The organism is Delftia sp. WSY_12, assembly GCF_043104645.1.
In the GTDB taxonomy this organism is placed as follows: Bacteria; Pseudomonadota; Gammaproteobacteria; order Burkholderiales; family Burkholderiaceae_C; genus Comamonas; species Comamonas tsuruhatensis.
In genome coordinates this window covers 74,604-86,870 of record NZ_JBICKW010000038.1, presented here as the reverse complement: position 1 = coordinate 86,870, position 12,267 = coordinate 74,604, and the positions used below count along the sequence as shown (strand labels likewise).

At 67.1% G+C, this 12,267-nt stretch carries 12 protein-coding genes; 5 read left to right on the top strand and 7 right to left on the bottom strand.

Annotated elements, in window-relative coordinates; all coding sequences use genetic code 11:
- The first annotated feature begins 90 nt into the window (after positions 1-90).
- A complete protein-coding gene (locus ACF8LI_RS22250; protein ID WP_017406629.1) occupies positions 91-480 on the top strand; it encodes a hypothetical protein in 390 nt (129 codons plus the stop codon).
- 164 nt (positions 481-644) lie between these two features.
- Positions 645-836 (top strand): helix-turn-helix transcriptional regulator, encoded by a 192-nt coding sequence (locus ACF8LI_RS22245; RefSeq protein ID WP_392414142.1) that lies wholly within the window; start codon positions 645-647, stop codon positions 834-836.
- 9 nt (positions 837-845) lie between these two features.
- Here ACF8LI_RS22245 and ACF8LI_RS22240 read toward each other — a convergent pair whose 3' ends face one another.
- Entirely contained in the window at positions 846-1,652 is an 807-nt protein-coding gene (locus tag ACF8LI_RS22240; RefSeq protein ID WP_392414141.1) for a sulfite exporter TauE/SafE family protein, read from the bottom strand.
- Between the two features lie 128 nt (positions 1,653-1,780).
- Here ACF8LI_RS22240 and ACF8LI_RS22235 point away from each other — a divergent pair, with 128 nt between their 5' ends.
- A complete protein-coding gene (locus ACF8LI_RS22235; RefSeq protein WP_013802455.1) occupies positions 1,781-2,548 on the top strand; it encodes a helix-turn-helix domain-containing protein in 768 nt (255 codons plus the stop codon).
- On the opposite strand, the gene ACF8LI_RS22230 is transcribed toward ACF8LI_RS22235, so the two are convergent.
- Positions 2,545-3,756 (bottom strand): MFS transporter, encoded by a 1,212-nt coding sequence (locus tag ACF8LI_RS22230; protein ID WP_392414140.1) that lies wholly within the window; start codon positions 3,754-3,756, stop codon positions 2,545-2,547. The two genes, ACF8LI_RS22235 and ACF8LI_RS22230, sit on opposite strands and share 4 nt — an antisense overlap.
- A 76-nt stretch (positions 3,757-3,832) precedes the next feature.
- Here ACF8LI_RS22230 and ACF8LI_RS22225 point away from each other — a divergent pair, with 76 nt between their 5' ends.
- On the top strand, positions 3,833-4,282 hold the full coding sequence (locus tag ACF8LI_RS22225; protein ID WP_047470032.1) for a helix-turn-helix domain-containing protein: 450 nt from the start codon (positions 3,833-3,835) through the stop codon (positions 4,280-4,282).
- Between the two features lie 3 nt (positions 4,283-4,285).
- Complete coding sequence (locus ACF8LI_RS22220) at positions 4,286-4,777, top strand: rod shape-determining protein MreB (RefSeq protein WP_392414139.1); 492 nt, start codon at positions 4,286-4,288, stop codon at positions 4,775-4,777.
- Positions 4,778-4,872: 95 nt separating this feature from the next.
- Here ACF8LI_RS22220 and ACF8LI_RS22215 read toward each other — a convergent pair whose 3' ends face one another.
- The 5 genes from ACF8LI_RS22215 to ACF8LI_RS22195 all read right to left on the bottom strand — a co-directional run bounded on the left by ACF8LI_RS22215 (position 4,873) and on the right by ACF8LI_RS22195 (position 12,264).
- Positions 4,873-6,870, bottom strand: a complete 1,998-nt coding sequence (locus tag ACF8LI_RS22215) for a TonB-dependent receptor domain-containing protein (protein ID WP_392414138.1) — start codon at positions 6,868-6,870, stop codon at positions 4,873-4,875.
- 311 nt (positions 6,871-7,181) lie between these two features.
- The gene (cycA, locus tag ACF8LI_RS22210; RefSeq protein WP_392414137.1) at positions 7,182-8,642 is read right to left on the bottom strand and encodes a D-serine/D-alanine/glycine transporter; all 1,461 of its coding nucleotides are present in this window, start codon (positions 8,640-8,642) and stop codon (positions 7,182-7,184) included.
- A gap of 216 nt (positions 8,643-8,858) precedes the next feature.
- Positions 8,859-9,269 carry a polyhydroxyalkanoate granule-associated phasin gene (locus tag ACF8LI_RS22205; protein WP_016453442.1) on the bottom strand — a complete coding sequence of 137 codons (411 nt, stop codon included), beginning with the start codon at positions 9,267-9,269 and terminating at the stop codon, positions 8,859-8,861.
- A 123-nt stretch (positions 9,270-9,392) separates the two neighbouring features.
- Positions 9,393-10,484, bottom strand: a complete 1,092-nt coding sequence (locus ACF8LI_RS22200; RefSeq protein ID WP_016446038.1) for an MBL fold metallo-hydrolase — start codon at positions 10,482-10,484, stop codon at positions 9,393-9,395.
- A gap of 169 nt (positions 10,485-10,653) precedes the next feature.
- The gene (locus tag ACF8LI_RS22195) at positions 10,654-12,264 is read right to left on the bottom strand and encodes a DHA2 family efflux MFS transporter permease subunit (RefSeq protein ID WP_016453441.1); all 1,611 of its coding nucleotides are present in this window, start codon (positions 12,262-12,264) and stop codon (positions 10,654-10,656) included.
- Between the last annotated feature and the right edge of the window lie 3 nt (positions 12,265-12,267).

Below are 12,267 nucleotides of genomic sequence, written 5' to 3'. Positions count from 1 at the left end.
GCGTTCAGTACCGATGTAAAGCTTGCTTGACATGTCTGCGGATGGCATCGCACAATGTCAAGCATCCTTTACACATTGCGAGAGACTTCCATGAATCAAACAACGGTCACCAACCGCCGCTACCAGAAGGAGCTGGGATTTGCGCTGCTGCTCTACATGGCGCTGCTTGTGGGGGCGCTTTTGCTCAGTGCCGACATGCAGGCCGGGGCCCTGCGCACAGCGCTGCTGCTGAGCCCCATGCTGGCGTTTGCGCTGGCCGTGCGGGCCATCGTGCGCCTGGTGCGGGATACCGACGAGTTCCTGCGCAAGTCCATGCTGGAGCAGCTGGCGATTGCGGCGGCGGGCACGGCGGGCCTCACCTTCACCTACGGATTCCTGGAAATGGCAGGTTTTCCCAAGCTCAGCATGTTCATGGTGTGGCCCTTGATGGGTGCGCTCTGGGTGGCTGCCTCGGTGGCCCACTGGCTGCGCAGCCGATGAGCCGCTCCGCCAAGGTCGCCTACCGATGAAAAATGCTCCCCACGCTAACCTTGCTTTTCAACTTGGGGCGGCCCTGCGATGAAAAATGACCCCCACGCTACCCTTGCTGTGCAAGGTCCGCTGCCCCCCAAGGGGGTGCCTTTTCATCTTGGGGCGGCCCGGCGATGAAAAACACCATCCGTGAACTGCGCGCCCAGCGCGGCTGGAGCCAGGCTGCGCTGGCGGACCTGCTGGGCGTGTCGCGCCAGACCGTCAATGCCATAGAGACGGGCCGCTACGACCCCAGCCTGCCGCTGGCATTCGCCATTGCCCGGGTGTTCGAGACCCGGATCGAGGCGATCTTCCTGGAGGGTTGAGCGCAGCGCTCAGGCCACGATCATGACCAGCAGCACCAGGCCCAGCAGGGCCAGGTAGGCCTTGGCATGCAGGGCATCGGGAATGCGGCCGATCAGCGGGGCTGCCAGCCTGATGCCCGTCCACGATCCGGCCGTCAGCAACGCAAAGGCCTGCAGGTCCACATAGCCCACATGCCAGGGGCCAAGCCCCGCGCCCTGCGATGCCAGCATGTAGGCAGCGGTGCCCGCCACGGCCATGGGCAGGGACAGCGGGCTGGCCATGGCCGTGGCGGCCCCCATGCTGGCGCCGCGCCGGCGCATCAGCGGCACGGTCATCACGCTGCCGCCCACACCCAGGAAGGCTGCAATCGCGCCAATCGCCAAGCCTGCGATGGCGGCGGGCCTGCGGCCCATGGGCTGCAATTGGGCGGCGGTGCCGTGCACGAAGCCCGGGCGCAGCAGCGCGTCGGCGATGGTCAGGGCCAGGTAGGCGATGAAGGCCCAGCGCACCCATTCCCCGCTGATCCAGGTGGCGGCCGCCGCGCCCGCCACGGCGCCGGCCGCGATGAAGCCGGCCAGCGGCCGCACCTGATCCCAGGGCAGGGCGCCCGCGCGGTGCTGGCGCAGCGTGGCCATGGAGGCGCCAAAAATCATCACGCAGGTGGAGGTGGCCACGGCAATGTGCATGGCAGCCTGGCCAACGGCGGAGTCCGCGCCGTGGATGGAGGTCAGCAGCGCATAAAGCAGCGGAACGGCCACGAAGCCGCCGCCAAAGCCGAAGAGCACGGTGGTCACGCCGGCAAGCACACCGAAAGCCAGCAGCAGAAGAGGGAACACAGACAGTCCTTTGGAAAAAACGAGCAAGGACTGAACCTTAGGATGCCGCGGTTTGGCCTGCTTTCGCGGATGGGTCAATAATCCTTGAATTCCTGCCAAAGCCTGTTGGCTGTTTTCCGGACATCCTCATGCTCAACATCCCGCTGCATTCCGTGGACGCCGTGGCGCGCGATGTGCTGGCCATCGGCACCGACTACACGCCTGGCACGCTGCTGCCCACGCACAGCCACCGGCGTGCCCAGTTTCTCTACGGGATGAGCGGGCTGATGGAGGTGGAAACCGACGACGGTGCCTGGACCATCCCGCCCTACAGCGGCGTGTGGATTCCGGCCAGCAAGCCGCACAGCGTGCGCATGCAGGGCGTGAGCACGCGCAGCCTGTACATCGAACCGGCTGCTGCGCCCCGCCCGGGTGTGCATTGCGAGGCCCTGGTCGTCACCCCGCTGCTGCACCAGTTGCTGCTGTCCTGCGCCGACCTGCCGGCGCTGTACGACGAAGCGGGCCGCGACGGCGCCCTGGTCACGCTGGTGCTGCACGAGCTGGCCTCGGCCCGCAGCCTGCCGCTGTTCGCGCCCATTCCCCGCGACGAAAAGCTGGCCGCCCTGTGCAAGCAGTTCCTGGCCCAGCCCAGCATCCGCGCCACGCCGCAGGACTGGGCACAGGCGCTGAACAAGAGCCTGCGCACCTTCAGCCGGTTTTTCCAGCAGCACACAGGCATGGCCTTTGGCGCCTGGCGCCAGCAGGCCTGCCTGCTGGCAGCGGTGTCGCGGCTGTCTGCGGGCGCATCGGTCACCCAGGTGGCGCTGGACCTGGGCTATGACAGCCCCAGCGCATTTTCCACCATGTTCCGCAAGGCATTGGGGCGGGTGCCTTCGGAGCTGGTGAGCCGGGTCTAGGCGGGAACGCTGGCCTGGGCAGCCGTTTCCCGCGTCATGGTCCAGAACACCAGGGCCGCCAGGCTGAACGCCGCCCCCGCCACGCAGACCCCTTGCCAGCCAAACCGCGCGTAGGCGTTGGTGGCAATCAGCGCGCCCAGCCCGCTGCCCACGGCATAGAACAGCATGTACAGCCCCACCAGCCGGCTGTGGGCCTGCGGGTTGCTGCGAAAGATCAGGCTCTGGTTGGTCACATGCAGGGCCTGGCCGCCCAGGTCCAGCAGCACGATGCCGGCGACCAGCGCCCACAGCGATTGTTCCAGCAGCGCAATCGGCGCCCAGGCCAGCAGCAGGATCACCAGCGCGCCCAGGCTGGTGCGCTGCGCGAAACCCTGGTCTGCCCAGTGCCCGGCACGGGCCGCGGCCAGTGCACCCACCACGCCGGCCAGGCCAAAGGCGCCGATGGCCGTGAGCGACAGGCTGTAGGGCGGCGCGCTCAGCGGCAGGACCAGGGCGCTCCAGAAGATGTTGAAGGTGGCAAACATCAGCAGGGCCAGCATGCCGCGTGTGCGCAGCATGCGGTCCTGGCGCAGCAGCTGGAGCATGGAGGCGAGCAGCTGCGTGTAGCTGGGTGCATGCAAGGGCGCCGCCAGCCGGGGCAGTTGCCGCCACAGGGGCCAGGCCAGGGCCAGCATCAGCAGGGCCGAGCAGGCATAGACGCCACGCCAGCCAGCCAGGTCACCCACGGCGCCGGCAAACACGCGCGCCAAAAGCAGGCCGATGAAAACCCCGCCCTGGGCCGCGCCCACCACGCGCCCGCGCTCATTTGCCTGGCTGGCGCTGGCCGCATAGGCGATCAGCCCCTGCGTCATGGCCGTGCCCAGCAGGCCCACGGCCAGCATGCCCGCCAGCAGCAGAACGGCCGAACGCGCGGTGCTGACTGCCGCCAGGGCCAGCACCAGGCCCAGCAACTGCAAAAGCATGAGCCGCCGCCGCTCCAGCCGGTCGCCCAGCGGCACCAGCAGCAGCAGTGCCAGCGCGCAGCCGGCCTGCGTGGCGGTGACCACGCCGCCCACGGCCGCATGGCTGATGCCGAAGTCGGCCGCCAGCGCCTCCAGCAGCGGCTGGGCGTAGTAGACATTGGCCACGCTCAGGCCGCTGGCAGCGGCGAACAGCAGCACCAGGCTGCGCGGCATGCGGACCGTGTCCGAGGCTGGGAAGGCTTTCATGAATTGAATCCAGTTGCAAAACAAAACTGGTTGGATGCTAGTTGAACCAGTTTTGAAATGCAACCAAAATAGCGCCATGAAAGAAGACATCCGTCCTGACACACCACAGCCCTGTCCGGTGGCCCGCTCCCTGGATGTGATCGGCGACCGCTGGTCGCTGCTCATCGTGCGCGATGCTTTCGATGGCATCAGCCGCTTTGGCGATTTCCAGCGCAGCCTGGGCGCGGCCCGCAATATCCTGGCCGACCGGCTGCGCCGGCTGGTGGAGGCCGGCATCCTCGAAACCCGCCCGGCCGCAGAAGGCTCGGCCTACCTGGAATATGTGCTGACGGCCCGGGGGCTGGACCTGTTCCCCGTCATCGTGGCCTTGCGGCAATGGGGCGAAGGCCATTTGTTTGCGCCCGGCGAGGCACATTCGCTGCTGCTGGACCGCCACAGCGGCCTGCCTGTCGAGCCCATGCTGCCGCGCGACGGGGATGGCCGGGCCTTGCTGCCGGGCCAGACCGTGGTTCAGAAAATCGATTGATGGATGTCCATGCTCTCTGCCTTCCTGCCACTCATCTACGTACAGATTTCTCCCGAGCGCCTGACGCTGACAAATCCGAAAACGGGCCACACCCTGTCGGAGGTTCCCGAGCTGGCCCTGAGTCTGCCGCCCCGACGCCGGATTCTGGCGGCCGGACCGCAGGCCAGGCTCGCGGCTGCATCGGAGCCTGCGGAAGTCGTCAATCCGTTCGCGCATCCGCGCTCGCTGATATCGGACTTCGTGCTGGCCGAGCATCTGCTCAAGTACCAGCTCAGGCGCATGCAAGCCGGGGGCTGGCTGGCGGCCTCACCGCACATCGTCATCCATCCGCTGGGCGACCCCGAGGGCGGATTCACCCAGGTGGAACTGAGGGCCTTGCGCGAGCTGGCCAACGCGGCCGGGGCCTCGAAGGTGAATGTCTGGACAGGCCGGCCCTTGACCGACGAGGAATTGCTGGCGCGCAAGCCCCCTGCGCAGGGCGGCATCTGGGAGTGAGGCCCTGTTCCTCGCCATGAAAAAAGCGCCCGTCACAACGGGCGCTTTGTCTGGGTCAGCGCAAGGGCCGATAACGCGCTATCAGAACCGCGCCATCAGAACCTGGCCGTCATCCCCACGAAGTAGGTACGGCCGCCGTTGTCATAGTTGGCGCCGATGGTGCGGGTTTCCTTGTCGGTCAGGTTGATGATGCCGGCGCGCAGGGTCATCGAGTCGGTGACGTTGTAGTTCATGGACACGTCGAACGTCGTGTAGGCCTTGGCGAAGGTGGTGGCCGTGCCCGTGGTCACGACTTCCTTGCCCACGTGGCGGGCGCTGAACATGGCGGACCAGCCCTGGCGGATCTGCCACTGCAGCGACGAGTAGATGGACAGCTCGGGCACGGCCAGCAGCGAGGCGCCGGTGCTCAGGTTCTTGGACTCGAACATCTTGGTGATGTTGGTGTTCCAGGTCAGCCCCTTGGCCAGGGGAACGTTCACGAAGCCTTCCAGGCCGCGCGTGCGGGCACGCTGGGCGTTGGCCATGCGGGTCCACCAGAAGCCGTTGTAGAAGCCCAGCGGCTGGTAGTCGATCTTGTTCTTGAAGTTGGTGTGGAAGTAGGTGGCGCCCAGGGCCCAGCCATTGCGGTCCCAGCTGGCGCCCAGCTCGAAGTTGGTGCTGGTCTCGGGCTGCAGGTCGGGGTTGCCGGCCATGTAGCAGCCGCGCGTGCCGTCGGCATTCACGCTGGTGCTGGTCCAGCCCATGCCGGCCAGGCTGCGGCAGCCGTTGCCCCCGGATTGCGTGGCGGCGCTGGCCGAGTTTTCCTTCAGGTTGGGCGCACGGAAGCCGCGCGAGACGCCGCCGCGCACCGTCCACTCCGAGGCCGGGTGGTAGACCAGGTAGGCGCGCGGGCTCCAGTTGTTGCCGTACTTCTGATGGTGGTCCATGCGCAGGCCCAGCGTCAGCGCCAGGTTCTCGCGCAGGAAGATCTGGTCCTCGCCGAACAGCGCCCAGGTGGTGGCGCTCAGGCCCGAGCCCGAGACCGGGCGCCCCGCGTAGTCGATGGGCGCCAGGCCGATGGTGTCGCGGTTGTCCAGCGACTCGCGGCGCCACTGCATGCCCAGCGTCATGGCCTGGTCCAGGCCCCACAGCTTCAACGGCTTGTCGATGCGGCCGTCCAGCGTGGTTTCCTTGGAGTTGTTGCCGATGGTGTCGCCCTTGTCCTCGTACTTGTTGTGCACGAGGTTGAGCTTGGAGGTCAGGTCGCCCCAGCGGCCGTCATGGCTGAGGCCGAACTTGGTCTGCTCCAGCTTGCTCAGGCCCCAGGGATAGACCACCTGGTCGCCCGACGCCGTGCGCGCGTCGGAGCCCGTGGCGCGCTGGATGCCTTGCGCGGCCTCGATGCCGATCACCTGGTCGGGCGTGAGCTGCCAGTTGAGCAGGGCGTTGAGGTTTTGCTTGCGCGAGCCGGCCGTGGACTGGTAGGTGCCCGGGAAGCCGCCCGTGCTCTCGTCGGCAGCGCGGTCCGTGTAGTTGCCGCCCAGGCGCAGGCCGAACTTGTCGGACAGCGGGCCGCTGATGTTGAAGCCCAGCTGGCGCGTGTCGCCGCGGTCGCCGTCGGAGGGCTTGCTGTAGTTCAGCGTGGTCGAGCCGCTCCAGCGCTTGCCGATCTTGCGCGTGATGATGTTGATCACGCCGCCCATGGCGTCGGAGCCGTACAGCGAGGACATGGGGCCGCGCACGACCTCGATGCGCTCGATCATCTCGGGCGAGATCCAGTCCAGATCCTGCGAGCCCAGGTCGTCGCGGTAGTTGATGCCGGCCGAGTTGCCCTGGCGCTTGCCGTCCACCAGGATCAGCGTGTACTTCTCGGGCAGGCCGCGCAGCTTGATCTTGGACTGGGCGCCCGTGCCGGACAGGCCGCCGGTCACGCCGGGAATGGTGGACAGCAGCTCGCCGATGCTGGTGACGGGCTTGCGCTCGATGTCCTCGCGGGTAATCACGCTGATGCTGGCTGGCGCTTCCTTGATGTCCACGGCCGTGCCCGAGGCGGTCACCACCACGGTGGACAGGGACGTGTCGGCCTTGTTGTCGGCTGACTGGGCATGGGCCATGGCTGTGCATGCCAGGGCGGCGCAAAGAGGAAGCGGGCGGAGCACCGAGATTCTGACCATCTTTGTAAAGTTCCGTATGGGTTAAAAATCAAGGTGCGAATGATAACGATTTGTATCTACATATTTCTCTTCACGTAAAGACAGTTGTTTTTTTGTTCACGCGTTATCTAATCGCTGGACACGCCTGAGGCGTTGTGCACAAGTCTGGTGCACAAAATGACGGGGGGCGGCAGGGCGCTGAGAGGGAGCACGGGGTGCGGCGCCTCCGTGCAAAGGCCGCCCCGGAGCGCAGGGGGCGGCCAGAAACAAGGTCAGCGCGGCTTGGCCACGGCGCCCGGCAGGGCGCTGGAAGGCTCAGCGCAGCTGCTCGAGGGTTGGCTCGATGCCCGGCGGCGCACGAACTGGTAGGCAATGGCCAGCAGGGCAAACCAGGCCGGCGTCACCACCAGCGCCTGGCGCGTGTCGGCCTGCAGGGTGAGCAGGCCCAGGATGGCCGCAAAGAACGCCAGGCAGGCCCAGCACATGGCCACGCCGCCCGGCATCTTGTAGCGCGAAGCCTCATGAAGGGCCGCGCGCTGGCGCCGGTAGGCGATATAGGACAGCAGGATCAGCGACCACACGAACATGAACAGGATGGCCGATACCGTGGTCACCAGCGTGAAGGCCTCCACCAGATCGGGCACCACCCACATCAGGAAGGCGCCGGCCAGCAGGCAGGTGCAGGAAAACAGCAGCCCGCGCGAGGGCACGCTGCTGCGCGACAGCCGGTGGAAGGACTTGGGCGCATCGCCCTTGAGCGCCAGGCCGTAGAGCATGCGGCTGGTGGAGAACACGCCGCTGTTGGCCGACGAGGCGGCCGAGGTCAGCACCACGAAATTGATCACGCCCGCAGCGGCCGGCAGGCCTGCAAGCACGAACAGCTCCACGAACGGGCTCTTGCCCGGCACCACGTCGCGCCAGGGGGTGACGGCCATGATGGCGATCAGGGCCAGCACGTAGAACACGATGATGCGCACGGGAATCGAATTGATGGCGCGCGGCAGCGTGCGCTCGGGGTCCTTGGCCTCGGCCGCCGTGGTGCCCACCAGCTCGATGCCCACGAAGGCGAACACGGCGATCTGGAAGCCCGCGAAAAAGCCCATCATCCCGTTGGGGAACATGCCGCCGTCGTTCCAGAGGTTGGACAGGCTGGCCGCACGCCCCGCAGGCGAGACGAAGGCGGCCCCCACCATGTACAGCCCCGTTGCCACCAGGGCCACGATGGCCACGATCTTGATCATGGCGAACCAGAACTCGATCTCGCCGAACAGCTTCACCGTCAGCAGGTTCAGGCTCAGCAGCAGGCCCACGCAGGCAATGGCCGGGGCCCACTGGGGCAGGCCGGGGAACCAGAACTGCGAGTAGGCCGAGATGGCGATCACGTCGGCAATGCCCGTGACGATCCAGCAGAACCAGTACGTCCAGCCTGTGAAGAAGCCCGCCCAGGGCCCCAGCAGATCGGCCGAGAAATCGATGAAGGATCGGTACTGCAGGTTGGACAGCAGCAGCTCGCCCATGGCCCGCATCACGAAGAACAGCATCACGCCGATGATGGCGTAGACGAAGACGATGGACGGACCCGCCAGGCTGATGGTCTTGCCCGAGCCCATGAACAGGCCCGTGCCGATGGCACCGCCGATGGCGATGAGCTGGATGTGGCGGTTGGTGAGATTGCGCTGCAGGTCGTCTTGACCGTGCAGGCCCTGGCCGGTTGGCGGGGCCTTGTGTGTCATCAGAGAACTCCGGGGAAGACTGGCAAAGCGATGGCAGAAAGGGGGAAATCCGCCTGCCGCGGCCGTGTTTTCAGTCTCTGCATGGAGTCCATGCCTGGAAATGCGGCAGCGCAGCAAAACGGAACGAAGGCCGCGAGGATACCTGAACCTCGCCCCCGCATCAGCCCTGCCGCGCCGTGCCGCTCCAGTCAATGAAGCGGGTTTGATATGGGTGGATCAGCCGCGCGCCAGGCGCCGGGCGTTGGCCACTGCAGTGCGGTGCACGGGCGCCATGCCCTTGCCCACCACGCCCCACATGGCGTTGCTCCATTGCGAGGCCTGCGATGCCAGTGCACCCCCATTCCAGGTGGAGGCGCTCCAGGGCATCCACCACATGCGCATCCAGGCCTGCATCAGGGCCTGGCTGGCGACCATGGACTGCAGGCCCATGGCGGCCCAGGATTGGTGGAAGGCTGTCTGTTTCTCGGACACCATGCGCGTGAATTCGCGCCGGTCCCGTGCGGAGGGATTGGCCCCGGCCAGCGCCATGCGGGTGAGCCTGTGCGCCACCACCTGCGGCGCGGCAATGGCCAGATCGGTGGCCTGACGGGCCACCGAAGCGGCCTTGGAAGATTTGCGGTTTGCCATGTGCGCTCCTGAAGCTCTGGATCCATTTGCCGGATCTACCTGCCAGATCCACTTGCCGGTTCCACTTTAGCCAGATGCATGCCGGCCCGCGTAGGCCGATGACGCAATGCAGCAAAAACGCGTTTATCGCGGCTGGGGCCGGGGTGCCGGCGCGGCTCCGTCCTGCGTGACCTCAGATACCAGGGCGCGCCACCAGCGCTCGCCTGCATGGGGGGCGGCCAGGTCCACGCGCTCGCCCATCATGGGCGTGGCCACGGCAATGCCGTGCTCGGCGCCCAGGGCCAGCACGCGCTCGAAGGGGTCCCACCAGGCATGCATGGCCAGGCTGAAGGTGCCGTTGTGAATGGGCAGCAGCCAGCGTCCGCCCAGGTCGCGGTGGGCCTGCACGGTCTGGGCCGGGTGCATGTGCACATAGGGCCAGTGCGGGTCGTAGGCGCCGGTCTCCATCAGCGTGAGGTCGAAGGGGCCGAAGCGCCGGCCGATTTCCGCAAAGCCGTCGAAATAGCCGCCGTCGCCGCTGAAGAAGACACGCAGCGTGTCGGCGCTTGCCAGGTCCTCGATGACCCAGGACGCCCACAGCGTGCGGTTGCCGTCGCGCAGGCCCCGGCCCGAGAAATGCTGGGCCGGCGTGGCCGTGAAGCGCAGGCCGTCCACCTGCACGTCCTGCCACCAGTCGAACTGGCGCACCTTCTCGGGGGCCACGCCCCAGGCCATGAGCCGGTCGCCCACGCCCAGCGTGCACAGGAAGAAGTCGACCCGGGGCGCCAGGGCGCGGATGGTGGCACGGTCCAGATGGTCGTAGTGGTCGTGCGAGAGCACCACGCCGCGCAGCGCGGGCAGTTCATGCAGGGCGATGGGCGGCGCATGAAAGCGCTTGGGGCCGATGAAGGAAAAGGGCGAGGCGCGCTCGGCAAACACCGGGTCGGTGATCCACCAGCCGCCGCGCAGTTTCATCAGCAGCGTGGAGTGGCCCAGGCGGTACAGGCTGCGCTCGGGCGCGGCGGCCAGGTCGGCCGGGGTGAGCCGCTGCACGGGCAGGGGCGCCGCAGGCTCGGTGTCCTTGGGCTTGTTGAAGAAGAAGTCCCACATCACCTTGGCGTCGGGCTGGGGGGCATTGGCCGGGCGGGGATGGATGTTGCGAAAGCGCCCGGCCGACGATTGGGGCGATTGGGAGTAGTCGGCAATCGGGGCGCGGAAGATGCGGGTTGTTTTCACGGTGCTCCGTCGGTGTTCAGGCCGCCGCCATCATGGAACCGATGGCGCAGCCCTGTCGAGATGGTGGTCTTGGCGGCCCCGTTCAAGGCGCCTTGCGTGTCGTCATGTAAACAAAAAAGGAGCTGCCCCTGCAGGCAGCTCCTTGTGGTGATGGCCCGGAGGCTGGTCATCAATGGGCGCCGGCCGCCTCGGCACCGCCGGCATGGCCCGCAGGGCGCCTGGTCATCCAGATCAGCACGATCAGCACCAGGAACAGCACGGACGACGCCAGGAAGATGTCGTCGGCGGCGCGCGTGTAGGCCTGCTGGTCCACCAGCCGGTTGATCTGGGCCAGCGCCTGCGCTTGGCTCAGGCCTGCGGCCTGCAGCCCCTGCAGGGTGACGCCGAACACGCCCTGGCCCTGGACCAGCCCTTCTGTCAGATGGGCGTGGTGCAGCGCGGCGCGGTTTTCCCACAGCGTGGTGGCGATGGAGGTGCCCATGGCGCCCGCCGTGATCCGCACGAAGTTGCTCAGGCCGGCGGCGGCCGGGATACGGTCCGGCGAAATGCCCGACAACGTGATCGTGGTCAGCGGAATGAAGAAGAAGGCCATGGCCGCGCCCTGGATCAGCGTGGGCACCAGGATGTGCATGAAGTCCGTCTCCACCGTGAAGCGCGAGCGCATCCACAGCACCAGGGCGAACACGATGAAGGCGCCCGTGGCCATCCTGCGCGGGTCCCACTGCGTGACCTTGCGGCCCACCAGCGGTGTCAGGATGATGGCGAAGATGCCCACCGGCGCCAATGCCATGCCGGCCGTGGTGGAGGTGTAGCCCATCCACTGCTGCAGCCATAGGGGCAGCAGCACCACGTTGCCGAAGAACAGGCCGTAGGCAATCGACAGCGCCACCGTGCCGGCCGCGAAATTGCGGCGCATGAACAGGCGCAGGTCCACCACGGGGTGGGCATCGGTCAGCTCCCAGACCAGGAAGACCACGAAGCTCACGATGGCCAGCACGCACAGCGTGATGATCTCGCCCGAGGCGAACCAGTCCAGCTCCTTGCCCTTGTCCAGCATCAGCTGCAGCGCGCCCACCCACAGCACCAGCAGGGCCAGGCCCACGGAGTCGATGGGCAGCTTGCGCGTGGGGGTCTCGCGGCTGCGGTAGATGCTCCAGGTCATCAGGGCCGACAGCAGGCCCACCGGCACATTGATATAGAAGATCCAGGGCCAGGAGATGTTGTCCGTGATCCAGCCGCCCAGCAGCGGGCCGACCACGGGGGCCACCAGGGTGGTCATTCCCCACAGCGCCAGGGCCACCCCGGCCTTGGCCGGGGGATAGCTGGACAGCAGCAGCGTCTGCGACAGCGGGATCATGGGGCCGGCAACCAGGCCCTGGAGCACGCGGAACAGCACCAGCGTCTCCAGCGACGAGGCAAAGCCGCACAGCCAGGACGTCAGCACGAACAGCAGCACGCTCATGGTGAACAGGCGCACGGCGCCGAAGCGCTGGGTGAGCCAGCCCGTGAGCGGCACCGAGATGGCGTTGGCCACGCCAAAGCTGGTGATCACCCAGGTGCCCTGGCTGGGACTGACGCCCACGTCGCCGGAAATCGCCGGAATGGCGACGTTGGCAATGGACGAGTCCAGCACGTTCATGAAGGTGGCCAGCGACAGGGCCAGCGTGCCCAGGGCCAGCTGGGCGCCCTTGAGCGGGACCGGCCGTGCAGGCATGGCCGGCGGCGCCGAGGGGGCGACCGGCGGCGCCGGCTCCGGCACGGCGGTGGTAGAGGAAGTCATAGG

Coding starts and splice junctions, on each gene's coding strand:
- ACF8LI_RS22215 (WP_392414138.1), bottom strand. CDS start 6,870: ATGGCCCATGCCCAGTCAGCCGACAACAAGGCCGACACGTCCCTGTCC.
- ACF8LI_RS22230 (WP_392414140.1), bottom strand. CDS start 3,756: ATGAAAGCCTTCCCAGCCTCGGACACGGTCCGCATGCCGCGCAGCCTG.
- ACF8LI_RS22205 (WP_016453442.1), bottom strand. CDS start 9,269: ATGGCAAACCGCAAATCTTCCAAGGCCGCTTCGGTGGCCCGTCAGGCC.
- ACF8LI_RS22245 (WP_392414142.1), top strand. CDS start 645: ATGAAAAACACCATCCGTGAACTGCGCGCCCAGCGCGGCTGGAGCCAG.
- ACF8LI_RS22250 (WP_017406629.1), top strand. CDS start 91: ATGAATCAAACAACGGTCACCAACCGCCGCTACCAGAAGGAGCTGGGA.
- ACF8LI_RS22220 (WP_392414139.1), top strand. CDS start 4,286: ATGTCCATGCTCTCTGCCTTCCTGCCACTCATCTACGTACAGATTTCT.
- ACF8LI_RS22195 (WP_016453441.1), bottom strand. CDS start 12,264: ATGACTTCCTCTACCACCGCCGTGCCGGAGCCGGCGCCGCCGGTCGCC.
- ACF8LI_RS22235 (WP_013802455.1), top strand. CDS start 1,781: ATGCTCAACATCCCGCTGCATTCCGTGGACGCCGTGGCGCGCGATGTG.
- cycA (WP_392414137.1), bottom strand. CDS start 8,642: ATGACACACAAGGCCCCGCCAACCGGCCAGGGCCTGCACGGTCAAGAC.
- ACF8LI_RS22225 (WP_047470032.1), top strand. CDS start 3,833: ATGAAAGAAGACATCCGTCCTGACACACCACAGCCCTGTCCGGTGGCC.